The organism is Lysinibacillus sp. A4 (genome assembly GCF_024919535.1).
Lineage (GTDB): Bacteria > Bacillota > Bacilli > Bacillales_A > Planococcaceae > Lysinibacillus > Lysinibacillus capsici.
Map to the genome: position 1 here is coordinate 102,461 of NZ_JANWTB010000010.1, position 19,462 is coordinate 121,922.

At 39.0% G+C, this 19,462-nt stretch carries 20 protein-coding genes and 1 riboswitch; of the genes, 6 read left to right on the forward strand and 14 right to left on the reverse strand.

Going from position 1 to position 19,462, the window contains the following annotated elements:
- Window positions 1-18: 18 nt before the first annotated feature.
- The 4 genes from NY607_RS18775 to NY607_RS18790 form a co-directional block, all read right to left on the reverse strand.
- On the reverse strand, window positions 19-765 hold the full coding sequence (locus NY607_RS18775) for an amidohydrolase family protein (RefSeq protein WP_103118112.1): 747 nt from the start codon (window positions 763-765) through the stop codon (window positions 19-21).
- A 199-nt stretch (window positions 766-964) separates the two neighbouring features.
- Window positions 965-2,200 carry a beta-ketoacyl-ACP synthase II gene (gene fabF, locus NY607_RS18780; protein ID WP_259420146.1) on the reverse strand — a complete coding sequence of 412 codons (1,236 nt, stop codon included), beginning with the start codon at window positions 2,198-2,200 and terminating at the stop codon, window positions 965-967.
- 27 nt (window positions 2,201-2,227) lie between these two features.
- Window positions 2,228-2,785, reverse strand: a complete 558-nt coding sequence (locus tag NY607_RS18785) for a TetR/AcrR family transcriptional regulator (protein ID WP_016993630.1) — start codon at window positions 2,783-2,785, stop codon at window positions 2,228-2,230.
- Window positions 2,786-2,865: 80 nt separating this feature from the next.
- On the reverse strand, window positions 2,866-3,336 hold the full coding sequence (locus NY607_RS18790; protein WP_259420147.1) for a DinB family protein: 471 nt from the start codon (window positions 3,334-3,336) through the stop codon (window positions 2,866-2,868).
- A gap of 169 nt (window positions 3,337-3,505) precedes the next feature.
- On the opposite strand from NY607_RS18790, the gene NY607_RS18795 reads away from it, so the two are divergent.
- Window positions 3,506-4,144 carry a hypothetical protein gene (locus tag NY607_RS18795; protein ID WP_048392874.1) on the forward strand — a complete coding sequence of 213 codons (639 nt, stop codon included), beginning with the start codon at window positions 3,506-3,508 and terminating at the stop codon, window positions 4,142-4,144.
- Window positions 4,145-4,202: 58 nt separating this feature from the next.
- A complete protein-coding gene (locus tag NY607_RS18800) occupies window positions 4,203-5,018 on the forward strand; it encodes a S1C family serine protease (RefSeq protein WP_103118108.1) in 816 nt (271 codons plus the stop codon).
- A gap of 58 nt (window positions 5,019-5,076) precedes the next feature.
- Here the strand turns inward: NY607_RS18800 and NY607_RS18805 are convergent, their stop codons facing one another.
- The 3 genes from NY607_RS18805 to NY607_RS18815 all read right to left on the reverse strand — a co-directional run bounded on the left by NY607_RS18805 (window position 5,077) and on the right by NY607_RS18815 (window position 6,550).
- Window positions 5,077-5,568, reverse strand: a complete 492-nt coding sequence (locus NY607_RS18805; RefSeq protein ID WP_054548604.1) for a YkvA family protein — start codon at window positions 5,566-5,568, stop codon at window positions 5,077-5,079.
- Window positions 5,569-5,842: 274 nt separating this feature from the next.
- Window positions 5,843-6,043: a cold-shock protein gene (locus tag NY607_RS18810; protein ID WP_004230088.1), complete on the reverse strand. Its 201-nt coding sequence runs from the start codon at window positions 6,041-6,043 to the stop codon at window positions 5,843-5,845.
- Between the two features lie 222 nt (window positions 6,044-6,265).
- A complete protein-coding gene (locus tag NY607_RS18815) occupies window positions 6,266-6,550 on the reverse strand; it encodes a DUF1033 family protein (RefSeq protein WP_206542475.1) in 285 nt (94 codons plus the stop codon).
- 123 nt (window positions 6,551-6,673) lie between these two features.
- Here NY607_RS18815 and NY607_RS18820 point away from each other — a divergent pair, with 123 nt between their 5' ends.
- Both NY607_RS18820 and NY607_RS18825 read left to right on the forward strand, forming a co-directional pair.
- The gene (locus NY607_RS18820) at window positions 6,674-8,401 is read left to right on the forward strand and encodes a globin-coupled sensor protein (RefSeq protein ID WP_048392879.1); all 1,728 of its coding nucleotides are present in this window, start codon (window positions 6,674-6,676) and stop codon (window positions 8,399-8,401) included.
- Between the two features lie 45 nt (window positions 8,402-8,446).
- Window positions 8,447-8,728, forward strand: a complete 282-nt coding sequence (locus tag NY607_RS18825; protein WP_048392882.1) for an acylphosphatase — start codon at window positions 8,447-8,449, stop codon at window positions 8,726-8,728.
- A gap of 345 nt (window positions 8,729-9,073) precedes the next feature.
- Here the strand turns inward: NY607_RS18825 and NY607_RS18830 are convergent, their stop codons facing one another.
- Window positions 9,074-9,286, reverse strand: a complete 213-nt coding sequence (locus NY607_RS18830; RefSeq protein ID WP_048392884.1) for a hypothetical protein — start codon at window positions 9,284-9,286, stop codon at window positions 9,074-9,076.
- A gap of 416 nt (window positions 9,287-9,702) precedes the next feature.
- On the opposite strand from NY607_RS18830, the gene NY607_RS18835 reads away from it, so the two are divergent.
- Entirely contained in the window at window positions 9,703-10,353 is a 651-nt protein-coding gene (locus NY607_RS18835; protein ID WP_004230101.1) for a 5-bromo-4-chloroindolyl phosphate hydrolysis family protein, read from the forward strand.
- Complete coding sequence (locus tag NY607_RS18840) at window positions 10,350-11,417, forward strand: toxic anion resistance protein (RefSeq protein ID WP_259420148.1); 1,068 nt, start codon at window positions 10,350-10,352, stop codon at window positions 11,415-11,417. The genes NY607_RS18835 and NY607_RS18840 overlap by 4 nt, the downstream gene beginning before the upstream one ends.
- 48 nt (window positions 11,418-11,465) lie before the next feature.
- On the opposite strand, the gene NY607_RS18845 is transcribed toward NY607_RS18840, so the two are convergent.
- From NY607_RS18845 to NY607_RS18870, 6 genes are all read right to left on the reverse strand, one after another.
- Window positions 11,466-11,663 (reverse strand): DUF6501 family protein, encoded by a 198-nt coding sequence (locus NY607_RS18845; protein ID WP_237900761.1) that lies wholly within the window; start codon window positions 11,661-11,663, stop codon window positions 11,466-11,468.
- Window positions 11,664-11,926: 263 nt separating this feature from the next.
- Complete coding sequence (locus NY607_RS18850; RefSeq protein WP_004230107.1) at window positions 11,927-12,658, reverse strand: amino acid ABC transporter ATP-binding protein; 732 nt, start codon at window positions 12,656-12,658, stop codon at window positions 11,927-11,929.
- Between the two features lie 12 nt (window positions 12,659-12,670).
- Window positions 12,671-13,396 carry an amino acid ABC transporter permease gene (locus NY607_RS18855; protein WP_259420149.1) on the reverse strand — a complete coding sequence of 242 codons (726 nt, stop codon included), beginning with the start codon at window positions 13,394-13,396 and terminating at the stop codon, window positions 12,671-12,673.
- A gap of 170 nt (window positions 13,397-13,566) precedes the next feature.
- Window positions 13,567-14,424 carry a transporter substrate-binding domain-containing protein gene (locus NY607_RS18860; RefSeq protein WP_259420150.1) on the reverse strand — a complete coding sequence of 286 codons (858 nt, stop codon included), beginning with the start codon at window positions 14,422-14,424 and terminating at the stop codon, window positions 13,567-13,569.
- Between the two features lie 119 nt (window positions 14,425-14,543).
- Window positions 14,544-14,730, reverse strand: a riboswitch (Lysine riboswitch).
- A 340-nt stretch (window positions 14,731-15,070) separates the two neighbouring features.
- Window positions 15,071-16,333: a 2-oxoglutarate dehydrogenase complex dihydrolipoyllysine-residue succinyltransferase gene (gene odhB / locus NY607_RS18865; RefSeq protein WP_237900759.1), complete on the reverse strand. Its 1,263-nt coding sequence runs from the start codon at window positions 16,331-16,333 to the stop codon at window positions 15,071-15,073.
- A 90-nt stretch (window positions 16,334-16,423) separates the two neighbouring features.
- On the reverse strand, window positions 16,424-19,249 hold the full coding sequence (locus NY607_RS18870) for a 2-oxoglutarate dehydrogenase E1 component (RefSeq protein WP_237900757.1): 2,826 nt from the start codon (window positions 19,247-19,249) through the stop codon (window positions 16,424-16,426).
- Window positions 19,250-19,462 lie beyond the last annotated feature (213 nt).

The window sequence follows — 19,462 nt, forward strand, 5'->3', positions numbered from 1 at the left end:
ATGGATTCTTTTTTATATTCAACGCTGAAAATACCATTGCAGCGCATTCTTGTAGAGGATTTTATCAGCAGCCTGTTGATCAAATAGCTGTTGAATCAATTCCACATCCCCATAATTAAAAGGTCGTTTAGCTCTTGTAGACGGGCAATCTGTTCCAAACATGAGGGCATCTGGATTAGCATTATAAATCGCTTGTAAAGCATGCTTCACATCCAGCTCCACACGACCAAAGCCAGTCGCCTTGACACGTACTCCCTTATCAACAAGCTTTAATAAATGTGGCAGCCCTTCTTCCGACAACCCTAAATGATCGATGGAGATGGCTGGTAATGCTTCAATTGTCGAGGCTATCTCCGGTATTTCCTTCGCATCGATATATAATTCACTATGCCAGCCCACCAAATCATAAACCCGTCGTGCAAAGGTTTCTAGCTGTGATAAATCCTCTGAGCCACCTCGTCTACTATTAAAGCGTAATGCCCGTACCCCATTGTTATGTAAATGTACAATTTCATCATCCGTGACCGTATTAGGTAATTGCGTTACCCCACAAAACGTGGGACCAAGTTGTTTCAATGCTTTTAAAAGATAGGCTTGGTCAAATCCTTGAAAAGATCCTGATACAATGGCGCCTCCCGCTATCTGGAGACTCACTGTGTCCTTTTGATAATCCTCTACTACATAGCTTGGTGGCGTATAACCTTGATTTTCGATAATCGGAAAATTAAAGTCAATGATATGAAAGTGTGCATCAAAGATTCGCATCATTTATCCCCCTTTTCCTTTGAATTTACCATACTCTAACTATAAGTTATAATACGAATTTCTAGCTATTTCTCATAAGGAAAACTTATTGACTTGCAATAGCTTAAGTTCCCTCTTCTCTTTTCAAGTTGATAAAACAAACATAAAAAATGGTATGAACAATTAAATTCATACCACTCTTTTTAGCTAAGCTAATGCCTTATTCCTCAAATTTTTTAAATGCTAGCACAGCATTATGACCACCAAAGCCAAACCCATTCGATAGCGCAAAGTTAACGTCTTGATGAAGTGCCTCATTAGGAACATAGTTTAAATCACATTCGGGATCTGGTGTTTCATAATTGATGGTTGGTGGAATAATGCCCTCCATTATACTTTTCAATGTAATAATGGCTTCAATTCCACCGGCCGCGCCAAATAGATGTCCTGTCATCGATTTTGTGGAGCTAACCTTTAGTTGATAGGCATGGTCACCAAAAACGTGTTTAATAGCCTTTGTTTCAGATTTATCTCCCTCTGGAGTACTTGTGCCGTGTGCGTTGATATAATCGATAGCTGCCCCATCGATAGCACCCATTTTTAATGCCAGCTTCATGGCATTGGCAGCACCCGTAAAATCAGGAGCTGTAATATGATAAGCATCTGTTGTCACACCATAGCCAACAATCTCACCCAGAATCGTAGCACCCCTTTGTTTGGCGTGTTCATACTCCTCTAGGAATACGATGCCAGCTCCTTCAGACATGACAAAGCCATCCCGCTCGCTATCGAATGGTCGACTGGCCTTTGTTGGCTCTTCATTCCTAGTGGACATGGCTTTCATGCGGGAGAATCCTGCAAAGCTAAGTGGATTAATCGGTGCCTCCGCTCCGCCTGCTAAAATGCCATCCGCATAGCCATGTCGAATCGCTAAGAAAGCTTCTCCAATCGCCTGGTTTCCTGTCGCACAGGCAGAAACAGGTGAAAAGCTTGGTCCTTTAAAGCCCGTTTTGATTGCTAGTATTCCTGCAGCCATATTGCTAATCATCATCGGCACCATAAATGGTGACACCTTCCTAGGCCCTTGATTGAGCATCGCTTGATGATTTTCTAAAATCGTTTCAATGCCCCCAATGCCAGAGCCAATGTAAACGCCTAAACGTTCCTTATCTACCTGATCCATATTTAAATTGGCTTGTGTCAGAGCTTGCTGGGCAGCAGCAACAGCATATTGCACAAATAGATCATATTTACTGATTTCTTTTTTATCCATATACAGCGTTGCATCGAAATCCTTACTCGTCCCAGCAATTTGCGTATTAATGCCGCTGAATGCCTCCCCTTGAATTTTTTGAATCCCTGATTTTCCTGCCTTAATATTCTCCCATAAGGCTGATACTGAATTACCTAACGGGGAAACAACACCATATCCAGTAACAACGACTCTTCGTACCATGCACATCGCTCCTTCTCGTATCATGTCTTACTTTAACAGTTCCTTTAATTGCTCCAGCATCTTTTGAAAGAATGCTTCTCCTACAACACGTTTATATTGTAATGCCCCTTTCGTACTTGAAATAAGTAATACAGCTAGAGCCTCCAAATCATTAGTAGCTTGGAGTGCGCCCTGTTGTTTAGCATCTTTCAATAGCTCAACAAAGACATCGATTTCCATTTGACTAAGCTGCTGAAGCTTTTCTTGCATTGGTTGCGGTAATTCTTGATAATCCGCCTGTAAAGCTGATATAGGGCAAATGCCGTCTTGCTCTAGAAATTTTATTCGCTGCATAATAAAGGCAAATGGCTTTTCCTCAGCTGGCAAAGTCGACTCCTTCATCAATGTAAAAGTTCTCTCTAATCCTTGTTGAATTCTTTCGCAAACAGCAATCCCTAAGTCTCCCTTCTTCTCGAAATGATAGTGAATACTGGCTTTCGTGACGCCAAGCTCCTTTGCTAAATGCTCATAACTAAATGATGTGAATCCTTTTTCCTGAATATTCTTCAATGTTAATTCTATAATTTGCATTTTTCTATTTGTCATGGCTTTATACTAACTTACTAGTAGGTAAGTGTCAATCTAAAAAATGCAGCAGATAAACGATTTATCTGCTGCTCGCGTGATTATTGCATTTCCTTTGTTGGTCCCATCACGCCAGGTACTGGTAAACCTGCTTGACGTAGTAGGACCGTCATTTGTCCACGATGATGTGTTTGATGGTCAATTAATACACGTAATAAAGCCCCTTTTGGCATCGGCGCTTTAAAGCCTGTTACTACCTCTAGTAACTCTTCATTCGAAAGTTTAGCCACTTCCTCTTTAATACCATTTGCTACGCTTTCATAGGCTGTCACGATCTCAGCCGCAGTCGTTGGCACAGGATCTTCTTGGCGAATCATTGGTACTTTTAAGCCTGCTAGATAGCTAAAATAACCTGCTGCTCCAACTAAATGCCAGCCTAACCAACCAAGTGTACTGTGACCCTCTATAATGCTTTGCTGAAGCTTGTCATCTGTTAAAGCCTGTAATACCTGTAGTGTCCCGTTTGATGCATTTGACCATTCTTGTAAGAAATCATCTACATGTCTATACATGTCTTTGCCCCCCATTTTTTCACTTCATTTCTATCATAGATAATTTTCCATGCTGTTACAAGTTTTCATTTAATAGTTTACATAATAATATTATTTATATAATCTCATATTATTCGTATAACACTCCTCGTTCACGTATAATGAAAGAAAATAGCGAAGGAGTGTGCCCATGAGATACCCTGTTCTAGTACTTTCTGTAGTATTTTTACTGGCTGGCTGTCGTGAAGAAGTTCAGGAAGAGCCTGTGCCAGCTCCAACACCATCTGTGGAAGACAAGCAAGCAGTGGAACAAGATCAAACGTCACTTCTCTCCTATTTTCCACCTGATGGATCTGTTGCTTCTTTTCAAGGGGAAGGAAATGAATTTGCTAGCTTCACACTAAAAACTACCTACCTCGATACACAGCATATCGTACAAATAGAGGATAATGGTGGTGTGACACTATTAAAAATCTACCGCATAACGGATACAAGTATTGATCTTGTCTATCGAGAACCTGTTGACAGTAATCCAAGCATGCCAAGTGCAGCTGAGGCAGCATCTTATCCTGTACTGGAAACCGTACTTCAAAAGCCTTTACAAGTCGGGACAAGCTTTCAAGGTTGGACCATTGAATCAACGACCGCTACTGTTGATACTGGTACAACGGTCTATCAAGATGTCATCCAGCTAAGTCGCTCTGAAGATCAAATGACCACAACCAAATATTTTGCAAAGGACATTGGTCTAATTCGCAAAGAGGATACGATGGAAACAGAGCAAGATGAGCCATTTGTTGTGACATCAACCTTGCAAAAAATAGAATAATTGAAAGAAAAGAGGCGTCCTGCTTGGGCGTCTGTTTTTTAGCAAAGGAGGCCAATCAATGAGTGATATACATAATGCAACACCAAAGCAAGATGAATTAACGGAAGAAGAATTTATTGAACTTGTACTCGAGGAACAGCAAAAAGCATTAGCACAGGCGCGAGAAGAACGCATTTATGGAAAAAAGCCAAAAAAACAAAAGCCTCTTGTACGCTGGATCGTGTGGGGTATGGCACTAGTGCTGTTTTTCAATACATTTGCCCTCATTTTTCAAATCTACTCCATACCTGCGCTTGAATTTATCAAGGTTTCAACGCGGCTCTCTGCACAAGAGGATATACAAACCTATAAAAAGGCAGTCGTTGAAATTTCAACAGGCTCCAGTAAAGGCACTGGTTTTGCCATCTCACCAGATGGTCTGATTGTCACCAACGCCCATGTTGTCGAACATGCCACAACATTATCAGTTGTCTTTCCTGATGAGGGACTGATGGAAGCAACATTAATCGAGAGCTATCCAGCCGTAGATTTAGCCTTTGTACAGGTGCAAGCTGAGCAACTTCCCTATCTACCTCTTGCAGAAGATCCACCTTACACTGTTAATGAACATGTCTATTTTATTGGAAATCCACTTGCTTTCACCGGCATCGCTAATGAAGGAACATTGCTAGAAGCCATTCAATTAGAAGATTGGCAGGAGCCAGTTAGGATGCTAAAAGCTCCTGTTTATCGGGGCAATAGTGGTAGCCCTGTAATCGATCAACATGGTGAGGTCATTGGGGTTATCTTTGCCACGATGAAATATGAGCCCATTGGAAATGTTGGCCTATTTGTACCTGTACAACAACTCCGAAATTTATTAGAAGAGCAATAAAAAATGAACCTGTAATAAGGTTCATTTTTATAGGGCGTCTTAGGTTTACATAATATTATTATTTATCTTTACTTTCTTGCTTGACGAACTGAGCAATTGGTGATTTTACAGGAATTTTACTGACTACCTCATCACTTACTTCTGCAACCTTTTGTAGCACATGTAAAAGCTTGTCATCCCCTGTCCAGTGCTTTTCCACTACATCTGGACCCAACTTATTAATAATGGTATTTACCACAAAAGTTGCTAGTACAACATCATCTAAATAGCCACCAAAGCCTAGCAGTCCTTCTGGCATTAAATCCATTGGTAATACAAAATACGCAATGGATGCCCCAATTAATGCACGACTCTTTTTATCTACACCCGCATCGGTTACTGTTTTAATTAACAAATGAAATAAATCAGGCACAAACATTAAATACGGAGTAAACTTGTTACTTTTTCCCTTTTTCGACCCAAGAAAAGTTACTAATTTTGTACGTAGTTTCTGATAAAAATCTTGTTGCTCCTGTTCTTCAGGCAATTTTTCTTCATTATTCACATTCATCTGCCTCCTTCTTTACAAGCGATGCGCTATTTTGGCGGGGCTACCCTCCATTTTATGGGGTTATCCGCTACTTTTGTGCAGGTATCCTTCAGTTTCACATGGCTATCCGCTACTTTTATAGCGCTATCCTTTACTTTTGCATGGCTATCCGCCACTACTATATATTTAACCTAAAATAGGATTTGTAATCCTTAAACTTGCAAATGATACAAAAAAGACATCCTATTTGCATAGGATGTCTTGGGTTTAACGAAGTAATTTTAATTACTGAGAATTAAAGTTTAGTTACGTTAGCAGCTTGTGGTCCGCGGTTGCCATCTACAACTTCGAATTCCACTTTTTGACCTTCGTCAAGAGTTTTAAAACCTTCGCCTTGGATAGCTGAGAAGTGTACGAATACGTCGTTTTCACCTTCAACTTCGATGAATCCAAAACCTTTTTCTGAGTTAAACCATTTTACTGTACCTTGTTTCATTTAAGAAAACCTCCAAAAAATAAAAGTGAACAATATGTAATTTCTTCAGCGATTGAAAAAAATTCACATATTACAAAGAGTACCGAACTAACGCGATCACTTTTTGTAATATGTGAATTCATGTTTCCGGTGAAGCAATTAAATTGTTAAGTTAAGTATAACTGCCATCCATAATTTTGTCAAATAAAGAAAAAATCTTTTTTACTTTTTTTCAAAATTTTTTTACTTCTCTTCTATTTTACACGCAATTATCCCATGATATACTTGTGCATCATCATCGCAAGCCTCACAGTAAAAGCTTTCATCCTCAGACCAAAAAGCCCAATACTGCTCCTCTTTGGCTGCCTCATTATCGTAAGAGGAACGAAAATGCGCTAATTTTTGTTGTAATGCACGTTCAAAGAGCTCCTTCGTGTCAAATGTATCTTCAGTTTGAATATAAGCTTCCCAGCCTTCAAATTTCCACCAAGGCTCATAGTCCGCTTTCATGTAAATAATTGTATACATATTTGCCCATTCCTTGCTGTCATAAGATAGTTTCATTTTAGCAAACACAACTGAAATGTCTATTAAAACCACCTGAATTATGCTATTATTACCTTATTATACATACTTTTTGGAGGTATTTTTATGTTTTCAAGTATTCGACCTAAAGCAGAGCTAGAAGAACTACTCAAACGTGGTACAGATTTACATGCAACAGGCCGATTTTACCAAACACTGGCATTCAATCATTTCACTTCACAAGATGAGGAGCACTTAAAGGCACTCTATCAAAAGCTCAAAGACATTACCCCTTCCATGAATGCCATTTTTCATCATTATTTAAGCGAGATATCCCCTACCTCTCAATTAATCATTAGTGAAGAAAATATTAATCAATACTTAACACAGTTTTTCTTAGCAACTCGTGATGATCATTATGTAGATGAAACTGTCAAATTTTTCAATCTATTCCGCAAGCATCAATACGAGCCTGGTAAATTAATTGTTGTCTTCAACCAATTTGCCTTCTATATTACTACATATATTTTACACAATTTTGGTATCAAGCCAAATAAAGCATTTCAATATATGAAATCATTCCAATCCGCTGTCAATGTCGATCAAGAATTGTTAGTGGAAGTGTTAACAGAACGCATTATTGAAAATGTGGTAGGAGAAGTATCTTCTTTAATGGATGTCAATGCCAAAATTATGTACATGAAGGATTTAGTCTTTAGCCTAGATAAGCAAAATGAAGAGATTCAATCCTCTACTGCTGCAACAGAACAGATTGCAGCTTCTATCAATGAGGTTGCACGCATGTCTTCTCATATATCAGAGAAAACAACTGAATCTGTTGACCATGCTACAAAAGGTAAAAATGCTATTGAGCATGCCCTATCGGAGATTTTTAAAACAGAGGAGACCTTTACATCCATTGTTGACTCATTTTCGGAATTACAAAAAAGGGTAAATGATATTGAGCAGGTTGTCACATTAATCAATCAAATCGCCGATCAAACGAATCTACTCGCACTTAATGCCTCCATTGAAGCAGCGCGTGCAGGTGAACATGGGAAAGGCTTTGCGGTCGTTGCACAGGAAGTACGAAAGCTTGCTGAAAACACGGTAGCTGCGCTAAGTGAAGTATCCGCAAATGTTCATCATTTAAAGAGTTATTCGAATGATGTTTCTAACTCAATTACAGATACGACAGCTATTATTAAAGAAGCAACCGTTGAAGCAAAAGATTCGTTACCATTATTAAATGCCATTGTTCAAGCGATTGAGGGTATTAATTTAGATGTGACAAATACGGCTGCCATTTCCCAGGAACAAGCAGCCGCGATTGATGAAGTTTCAGCAAGAATGATCGAAATTTCAAGCTTGCAGGAAGATATTCGTGATTATAGTCATAATACATCCAGCGATATTCATTTATTAGGGAAAGAAATTAACCGTTTCCGTAATGATCTTATTGCTAACAATAATGTACAGCTTTCATCTATTGCCCTACTACAATTATCGAAGGCGGATCATATTTTATGGAAATGGCGCATTTATAACATGTTCCTTGGCCTAGAAAACGTTGATCCAAGCGATGTTTCTTCTCATAGAGACTGTCGACTTGGCAAATGGTACACTGCGCCTCGTACAGTCGAACGTTTCGGTCATTTACAGGACTATCATGAATTAGATGGCTATCATTTACGCGTCCATGAATCAGCGAAGCTTGCGGCTGAAGCCCATAAAGCGGGTCATATCGAACAAGCTGATGTTCATCTAAAAGAAGTCGATGAGGCATCTAAGCATGTACTTTATCACATTAATAACTTAATTGCCTATTTAGAAAAAGAACGTGTCATGCAATAAAAGGAGAGGTTCGCCCCTCTCCTCTATTAAGTAGGAGGTATTCCCTTGAACAAACGAGCAAGTATAAAATTTTTTGGTGATGTCTATGGCACAGGCTACCGATTCTTCATCAAGCAAAAAGCTATTGAATTAGGGTTAAAAGGATACTGTCGATTGAATGACGCAGAGCAAATTGAAGTGGAAGTGGAGGGCTCAGAAAAGGCACTCAATGAATTTCTCCTTTTTGTCCAAAAAGGCGTTAGTCCCCAAGCCAATTCCAATTCATTTTCTTTAGAATTATACGATGATTTAAAAGGCTATATACGTATGGAGTCAGACATTGTTTAATGTCTGGCTTTTTTGTAGTGTTGTTGGGTTCAACAAATTTTAAACTAACACGGCGTTTTATTGTCACATAGGAAGTAATACAATTTACTTGTCCTTGTTGCGGATATAATGCATGAAAAACTACTAAATACTTACCAGATATGTGCAATTTGTATATTAGATTGGGTGCATGCGAAGAACGATGTATTGCGTTTGTAAGAAAACCAAACGAAAAAGACGAAAAAGATTCAAATTGGAAGCCGTTTTTCTAGAGAGCTGACACTGGGCTATGGGTTCTTTGAATGATGCCTCCTCTCCTATTTATTGAAATCAAAAAAGTCATGCTCTTAAGAACATGACCTATCATCATTTTTTGATTTTTATTTTTTGAATGGCAGCAACTAATATCGATTCATCAGTGATTTTCACATATTGATTTTTAGATTCCTTCATATAGCCTTCTTTGTTTAAATAGGCTTTTAATTTTGATTTTTTCTCAAAGACTTTTTCTTTCACTTTCTGTTCACTTACTGGTTCATCCATATTTTTTGTAATAGACACCAGAAAAATTTTCGTCATCCTATATCCCCCTTTGTATCAGTTACGAATTCATTTGGAAAAAGTTTCATACAAGACTCATTCATTTTGGATGTAGATGCTCTTCTTAGAGAATAAACCGCTCCTTTTCGAGTTGGAGCCGCTCATGGATCTCACTTAACCGCTCGCTTTGAGGCAGAAGCCGCTCTTGAATCAAATTACGCTCCTCTATTCTGGGACCGAGATGCAAAAAATCGCTCATTCCGATGTCAGAATGGCTCCTTAGGATAGCAAAACCGACTTATTCATCGAAACAACTCACTTATTCTATGTATTATCATTGAGAAAGTTCACAAATAGCAGTAAAATTTATGTAAGGGATTAATTTTCAATGAAACTTTATGTCGATTATTTCGTATAAGAAGATAGACATATTGAAAAGCAAGGAGGATGAAACAATGCTTAGTGTCGGACAGTTTTTCTCTAGACATAGTGCCAGCTTTCTTATTTCGCTCACAACTGTTTCTATCGCAGCAATTGCGGCAAATCCTGGATTCTTCCTTGGTGGTTTACTGTTTGCGGGTTCCTATGCGACGAGTACAGCGTTGCTGAAACATAGACAAAAAAAGAAAGTCATGCAAATAGCAGGCATCACAAAAGAAGAATTCAAACACATTGAAACACAAGTATTAACAGCTAATAAGCATATTCAAACATTGAGTCAAAACTATTTACGTGTACGTTCTGTTTCAGCGTTTAAACAACTACTTGAAATGACGCGTATCTCCAAAAATATCGTCAAAATCGTCAAGACAGACCCACGTAAATTTTATAATGTGGAACCATTTTTCTATGCACACTTACCTTCTGCTGTAGAATTAACGGATAAATATACAATGCTTTCCAAGCAGCCAGTGAAGGATAAGGAAATTCAATTAACTTTATCCAAAACACGAGAAACCCTAACTGATTTGAATGACACAATTCAAATTGATTTAAAGGATGCACTTGCAAATGATATCGATCATCTGCAAATGGAGATTGAATTCGCAAATCGTTCCAATCTTAGACGTAGAGAACAATTGGACTGGCGAGGCGATGATAAATGACAGCAAACGAACACGCATTTCAACTAAATACCATACCAGGGCTTTCTCCACTAGTCCAATCCTATTTAGAAACAACTCCGCAAAACGAGGCGATGGCGACTTATGAAACGCTATCGCCTCTTGCACAAAGTCGCGCATTACTGTATGCCAGTCAAATCGATTTGACTGATTTTGAATCATTGCTGTCCCTTGGGCAAGATTCACAGCGAGCTCTGTCTCAATTTGCTGACCGCATGCTTGCTCAAGTAAAGCAAAAGGATGTCACTAAAATTGGTCAAATGCTGGATTCTTTAATGCAGACGTTAGATCGAGTAGATCCGACTGCTTTGGAACCAAAAAAGCAAACCTTTTTCAAAAAAATCTTTGGCAAAACCGAGCCTAATGTGAAGCAAACACTCACAGAATTTGAACGTATTAGTATACAGGTGGAACGCATTGGCGTTCAGCTGGAACGTGCACAGCTTCAGCTGATAAAAGATGTTGAAAACTTAGAGGCGCTTTATGCCCATAATCGAGGATTTTTTGAGGAATTGGCAACGGCGATTGCCGCAGGACAAATGAAAAAGCAGCAAGCCATTGAGGTAGAGCTACCTGCACAAATAACGAGTGTCCAAGCTACCAAACAGCCACTTGCGATTCAGCAATTAAATGACTTTGCTGCTCAAATCGAAAGACTGGATCAACGTATTTATGATTTACAGGTATCACAGCAAGTCGCTCTACAAACAGCTCCTCAAATACGTATGATTCAGCAGGCCAATCAAACATTAGCTGAAAAAATTGAGTTTTCTATCGTTACCTTGATTCCGCTCTGGAAAAACCACCTGGCGATGATGCTGTCGATGCATATGGATCATCATTATGCACGTTTAGAGGAGCGATTATCAAGGGCTCATGATCGCTTCTCAAGTCCCACGTTTGAACAGCAAGTTTCGAAGTTTAAAGAAACACAGCAAGAGCTACAAACAGCAATTAAAGATGTTTTTGCCCTGCATACCGCAACTGAACAAGAGAAACAACAGCTACAGGATGTGGCGGGTGCTAGCAGCTATCAGCGAGATTAACAAAAAAATGGGTGGCTCAGCAAATGCTCTGAACCACCCTGTTTGTTTTTATTCAAAATAATCTTTATAATAGCCACCGACATTACCTGTGTTGTCGATGATAAATAGGAACTCTTCTGTTTCATTTTTCACTTCATATTCTTTCCCTACTGTTAATACGTTTGATACTAAGTATTTCGATGCATTTGTATGTTTGCATGTAACCGTTCGTAATGTTGGCGCATCTTTCCATTTTAAATGTAACATATTCTCTCTACCTCTCTTTACTAGCAAAAGCTAATGTCTATTGCTTATTTTATAATATTTTTGGTCTTTTGTGGAGAAAAAAGAAATACTATACCTATTCTATCCAAAAAAAATGAATATTTGAGGTGTTATGATGAGTTTTGGTGGTGTACCGCAATGGTTTTTTATTATTGCTGTAGCATTCGCAATCTGCTTTGTACTTTATGCAGAATGGAATTCTAGAAAATAAGTGAGTCCAACAGGTTGGACTCACTTTTTTGTGCTTATTTTAATGTACGCTTTAAAAATTCCTTCGTACGTTCATGTTGTGGATTGACTAATACTTGTGCTGGAGGGCCTTCTTCCACAATTACACCTTTATCCATAAAGACAACACGATCTGCTACTTCTTTGGCAAATTCCATCTCATGTGTCACAATGAGCATCGTATTGCCCTCGTTTGCTAGCTGACGCATTACCTTTAACACCTCACCCACCATTTCTGGGTCTAATGCAGATGTTGGCTCATCGAATAGCATTACATCAGGATTCATAGATAAGGCCCGAGCGATGGCCACACGCTGCTTTTGTCCACCTGAGAGTTGACGTGGCTTGGCATTCACATATTGATCCATGCCAACGATTTTCAAGTATTTAAGCGCCGTTTCTTCTGCTTCTTTTTTCGAACGTTTTAACACTTTGATTTGGCCCACTGTGCAATTACTTATGACATTGTGGTTGTTAAATAAATTGAACTGCTGGAACACCATGCCTAAATGTGTGCGATATTCTTGAATATTGTGCTTTTCATCTAGGATGTCTTCCCCCTTATAAATAATTTGACCGCCACTTGGCGTTTCTAATAAATTTATGCAACGAAGCAATGTGGATTTACCAGATCCAGAGGAGCCGATTAAACAAACTACCTCTCCTTTTTCCACTTGGAAATTTACATCTTTTAACACTTGGTTACGTCCAAATGATTTACTTAAATGCTCGATTTTAATGACTGCCATTTGTGCGTCCCCCTATACGGCTTCTTTTTGTTCTTTTTGATAGGCATCAGGACCATCTAGACGTTTTTCAACATACAGAAGGATGCGAGATGCGGTAAATGTCATGATGAAATAAAGAACACATGCAACGAAGAATGATTCGAAATAACGGAAGTTGTTACCCGAAATTGATTTTGTTTGGAAGAATAATTCCGTTACTCCAATGACATTTAATACGGCTGTATCTTTAATATTCATGATTAATTGGTTACCTGTCGCTGGTAAAACATTACGCGCTACTTGTGGTAAGACAACATGAAGCATAATTTGGAAGTGGTTCATGCCAATTGCTGATGCTGCCTCGTATTGACCATTATCAATGGATACAATACCGCCACGAACAATTTCTGCCATATAGGCCCCTGTATTGAGGGAAACGACTAAAATACCTGCAGTAATAAAGTGCATATCGATACCGAATGCGATATCTAATCCGTAGTAGACAACCATAGCTTGTACAATCATTGGTGTACCACGGAAAAATTCAACATAGCATGTTAGTATAAAATTAATGAGCTGTAAGCTATAAAATTTCACACCTTTTTTACGAACTGGAATCGTATGCATAATTCCGATGAAAAATCCGATAAATGCACCAATAATTGTACTAATACTTGAAATCAGTAACGTATAATACGCACCTCGTAAAAACATTTGCCAGTTGTTTTCAATAATTGAAAGTATCCATTCAAGACTCATGATGTTCCTCCTAACAATGTCATCTTGCTCGCTTATTTCTTTTGTGTCCTAGCTCTTTCTACCATTCTATGATTTGTCACGCTAGGACATTATCATTATGTAGAGAGGTTCTCATTTTGATAATGATGAAATGATCATGCACGGACTAATTGCTAGTCCGTGCCCTGTCATTATTGTGCTGCGGGTTGTTGAGAAATAGCTTCTTCCATAATCGCTTGACGATCATCTTCTGAAATGCCTTTTAGGATTTCATTGATTTTTTCACGATTTGCGTCATCTTTACGTAAGCCTACAGCAATTGAAGTATTTGATAGGTCTGTATCAAAGCCTTCTTCAAATGCTACATAGGTGAATTTATCGTTGGCAGCAGCAGCGGAAATGCCCTCTGGACGTTCAGCTACATAGCCATCAATTTTACCTGCTTCTAACGCCACACGCATTGCTGGGAAGCTCTCCATTGCTGTTTGCTTTTCTACGCCTTTAATTTGATCGATAACTGTGTAGTTTGATGTATTTAATTGTGATGTAATTTTAGCACCTGAGAAGTCTTGAATCGATTTTGCGCCTTCATATTTGCTACCTTTTTTAATAACCATAACAAAATCAGAAGTATAATAGTTTTCTGTAAAATCAATTGTTTTCTTGCGTTCTTCTGTTGGTGACATACCTGCAATAATTGCATCAATTTTGTTTGATTGTAGCGCTGGAACTAAACCGTCCCACTCCATTTTAACAATGACTAACTCTTTGCCTAGACCTTCAGCGATTTTCTTTGCCATTTGTACATCATAGCCACCTGCGTACTCTGCATTATCCGCAATTTTCACTGCGCCATTTGCATCGTCTTGCTGTGTCCAGTTGAACGGTGGGTAGCCAGCCTCCATTCCAATTCGGAATTCACCGCCGCCTTCTTCTTTGTCAGTTCCAGCATCACTTGAACCGCCCTCTTTTTTGTCACTTGTGCCACATGCAGCTAGCACAATTGCCGTCATGATAGAGATCATTACTAACAACCATTTTCTTTTCATGAAAAACTCCCCTTTTCTGTAAAAAAATAAGACAACTGTACTAAAAAAGACCTAAGTATATTGAACTTAGGTCTTACCTTTTATGACAGTTGCCCAAATCCTCACTATAATTTCCATGTTTCCGAGATAGCACAACCTAGTAAATCTGGAAATCCATTTACTAGGACAGTCCTGCACTTATTCACTGCAGACCCAGTATAAAAGTACGAGCTCCTTTTATACTTCGGCGATATTTCCTTCTTCATTGCGTCTTCGCTTGCTTTTACTCAACAATGAACTAATAAATACCGCGCCTCTACCTCACTGGTAACAATTCGTGAGGTTTGTTTATTTAATTGATATTTAGATACTACTATAAAACTAATATGTTCGTCAAGACGATTTTAACATTTTTCTGACTAATGACAATATTAGGATATTGTGCGTTCTGCTTCCACTTTAAATCATTAAACTTTTATTGATATTTCTGAAAATTACAACAAATATTTATTATAGCGTATGTTCTATATGTGAGAAAAGTTGCGTTTTTTTCTTTCTTTGCTCCTCTAAACGATGTAACATTCGTACTCTTTCAAGCATAGAATCGATCAATACCTTTCGTCATACAAAAAACCCTGCTGAACATTGTTCGCAGGGTTTAATGGCATTATGAATTTAATAATAAATCTTCAGGATTTTCGATTAATTCTTTAACTGTTTTTAAGAATCCTACAGAATCTTTACCATCGATGATACGGTGATCGTATGAAAGTGCTACATACATCATTGGACGGATTTGAACTTCACCATTTACTGCAACTGGACGGTTTACAATTGAGTGCATACCTAAAATACCAGCTTGCGTACCGTTCATAATTGGTGTTGACATTAATGAACCGAATACACCACCATTTGTGATTGTGAATGATCCACCAGCCATATCATTTAAGCCTAATTTTTTATCACGAGCTTTTGTCGCTAAGTTAGCAATATCTTTTTCGATTTCTGCAAAGTTTTTGCTATTTGCATCGCGTACAACTGGTACGACTAAACCTTCTTCAGTTGATACAGCAATACCGATATCAAAGAAGTTATTTAAATGAATTTCATCGCCAGAGATTTGAGCGTTTACGTATGGATATTTTTTCAATGCTGCAACAACAGCTTTAGTGAAGAATGACATGAAACCAAGTTTGATGTCGTTTGCTTTTACAAACTCTTCTTGTTTACGTTTACGAAGTGCCATGATGTTTGTCATGTCAATTTCGTTGAATGTTGTTAACATTGCTGTTGATTGTTTAACTTCTAATAAACGTTTTGCAATTGTTTGGCGACGACGGCTCATTTTTTCAATTGTTACACGGTCAGAATTAGCTGCTGGTGTGAATACTACTGGGCCACCTGAAGTTGCTACGGATGTAGGTGCTGCTGCTGGTGCTACAGCTGGTGCTGTACCATGAGCTGCTACATCTTGTACACGTACACGTCCTTGTGGATCTACTGGAGATACCGCTGCAAGGTCAATACCTTTTTCACGTGCAAGACGACGTGCTGCTGGAGATGCAACTACACGCTCACCAGAAGTTTCTTCTACTACTGGAGCTGCTGCAACTGGTGCAGGTGCTGCTTGTGGCGCTGCTGGTGCAGGTGCTGCCTCAGTTGGTACTGCCGCTGCTGGAGCTGCTGCTGCGCCTTCGCCTGCTTCTACTACTGCGATAACTTGACCAACTAGTACAGTATCGCCTTCTTCAGCTAAAATTTGTGTTAATACACCTGCTTCTTCAGAAATGATCTCAGCGTTTACTTTATCTGTTTCAAGTTCAACGATGAATTCACCTTTTTCAACGCGATCGCCCACTTTTTTTACCCACTGTGCGATACTACCTTCTGTAATCGATTCTGCTAATTCAGGGACTTTAATTTCAGCCACTTTCATTTCCTCCTTTGATTAACGTGCATGACGCACATAGAAGGGCTACTGCTTAAGGGCAAGTAGCCCGGTTTCAAAAATTGATATATATTATTTAACCTTTACTGGCTCAGCAACCGCTTCTTCAATAAGAGCTGCTTGTGCTGCTTTATGAGAATCTGCATCCCCTTCAGAAGTTGAGCTCATTGCAGGACGGCCTACATAGCGAAGTTTTTTACCTTCTGAAAGTTCATATAATGTTTCTAATGCATAATTCCATGAGCCTTGGTTTTTAGGTTCTTCTTGTACCCAAACTATCTCTTTTGCATTAGGATACTTAGCAATGATACCAGCTACTTGCTCTTTTGGGAATGGGTAAAGTTGTTCTACACGAATAATGTGTAGGTGATCGAAGCCTTCGCCATCTTTCACGCGCTCTGCTAAGTCGATCATCACTTTACCTGTACCTAAAACGATACGCTCTACAGCTTCTGGTTTAGCCCCTAAGCCTGGTTGTTCAATCACTTCTTGGAATGAACCATTTGCTAATTGCTCAGCATTCGCCGCTGCTAGTGGGTGACGTAATAATGATTTTGGTGATACGACTACAAGTGGACGTACCCCTTCTGTACCTAATAATGCTGCTTGACGGCGTAATAAGTGGTAGTAGTTTCCTGCATTTGAACAGTTCGCTACAAACCAGTTATTTTCAGCTGACATTTGTAAATAGCGTTCCATACGGCTTGAAGAGTGCTCTGGACCTTGACCTTCATAACCATGAGGTAAAAGGATTACTAGACCAGATTTTTGGCCCCATTTTGAGCGTGCCCCTGAAATAAAGTTATCAAACATCACTTGTGCCATATTGGCAAAGTCACCGAATTGTGCTTCCCATACTGTTAGTACATGGCTATTTTCTAGGTTGTAACCATACTCAAAGCCTACCACCCCAGCTTCAGTCAGCGGGGAATTGTGTACTGTAAAGGATGCGTTCGCACCAGAAATATGGTGTAGTGGTGTGAAGACATTGCCGTTGTTTTTATCATGCAGTACTAAGTGACGTTGAGAGAATGTACCACGTTGTGCATCTTGACCTGTAAAGCGTACTGGTGTGCCATCTTGAATAATCGTTGCATATGCTAATGTTTCAGCATGACCCCAGTCAACTTTTGCAGACGCATACGCATCACGGCGTTTTTCTAAGATTTTACCAAGCTTTTTCTGTGGTTCGAAGTTTTCTTCAAACACTAAAAGCTCTTCATTGATTTTTTCTAAACGTTCCGCACCTACTGCTGTATCAATTTGTGGGAACTCTACTTTTAATTCTTCTGGCATTTCTAAATGATGATGGTCATCTTTTTCAGCCATTTCTTTGACGTGGTCATAGGCTGCTTGCATTTCTGCATAGATAGCTGTATCTAGTGCTGCTACATCATCAGCAGTTACAAGACCTTCTGCCACTAATTGTGCACCATATAATGCACGAACTGTTTCATGTTTAGACACTAATTTGTATGTTTCTGGGTTTGTCACTGTTGGGTCATCTGTTTCATTATGACCATGGCGACGGTAACCTACTAAGTCCACAATAATGTCTTTGCCAAATGTTTGACGGTAGTTTGCCGCAAAACGTCCGACTTGCACTACTGCCTCTGGGCTATCTGCATTGACATGGATTACTGGTACTTCATAGCCTTTTGCAGGGTCAGAAGAATACACAGAAGAACGAGAATCATAATGTTCTGTTGTGAATCCAATCATATTGTTTGCGATAATATGGATTGTTCCACCTGTTGTAAAGCCTTCTGTTTTAGCGAAGTTTAACACTTCTGTTACAATCCCTTGACCTGGGAATGCAGCATCACCGTGTACAAGAATGCCTAAGCCCTTTGTACGGTCAAAAATAGGTTGCCCTGGTTTAGATGTATCATCTTGTGTGGCACGAGTAGCCCCAAGTACTACTGGATTGCCCACTTCTAAGTGAGATGGGTTGTAAGCCAATTTCACATTCATACCGGATTCACGGTTGAAAGAAGCACCCATGTGGTATTTCACATCACCTGTCCAACCTTTTGTAATTTCAAGGCGGCCATGCTCTGGCATAAATAAATCATTGGAAACATGTGCAAAATCAGAGAACATCATGTCATAAGGTTTATTTAAAATGTGTGTTAAAACGTTTAAGCGACCACGGTGTGCCATACCAATACGTACGTTTTCCACATTTTTTGCTTCTGCTGTTTTAATGATTTCATCAAATAGTACGATTTGCGTATCTAAGCCCTCACCAGAGAAACGCTTTTGTCCTACAAATGTTTTATGAATAAATTTCTCAAAATTTTCAACGCGAGTTAAACGATCTAATAAGGCTTTCTTCTCATCCGCAGATAATGCTTGTTTGAATGAGCCTGATTCAATTTGCGCTTGAATCCAATCACGTTCTTCAGTAGCTACTACGTGACCATATTCAAATGCTACTTTGTCTGTATAAATAGCTTTTAAATAGTCGATTGCATCCTTACCATTTTTCACGTTTGCTGGCACATCTTTGAAGAAGATTGCTGCAGGAATTTCAGCTAAATCTGCAGCGCTTAAGTTGAACGCGCTTTCTTCAATTTGAGCTGTTTGTAGTTCACGGTTTTTCAGAGGATAGATATCTGCCGCTAAATGACCGCGTGAACGAATTGTATCTGCTAGTTTTACAGCGGCTAACACTTTTTTGTAATCGCCAGCAGGAGCCGCTGCTGTATGACTAGCTACAGCTACTTCACCTTCTACTACTACTGGTGCACCAAATTGTTGGAATAAAGAAACTAACTCCGGTTCTACTTCTTCAGGAGACTGTAAGAATAAGTCGTATTGCTCCATCACATATCCTAGGTTAGGACCAGAGAAAGCTGACCATGGAGAACTTACAGTTGTAACGTTGTTCGACATGAAAAATGACCTCCAAATTTTGCCTTTCGGCAGTTCCATTAATTAAATTGCAATTAATTATATAATATTTAGCCGTTCTTTAAAAGAATGTTTCACACTACTTTTCCATATTTTAAAGAACGTTTTTTCCATCTCAATCTTACTACTCTTCACAAAAAATACAACTCTTTTTAGCAAATTAAGCAATTTTTTTCGCAAAGGATAGAATAATGA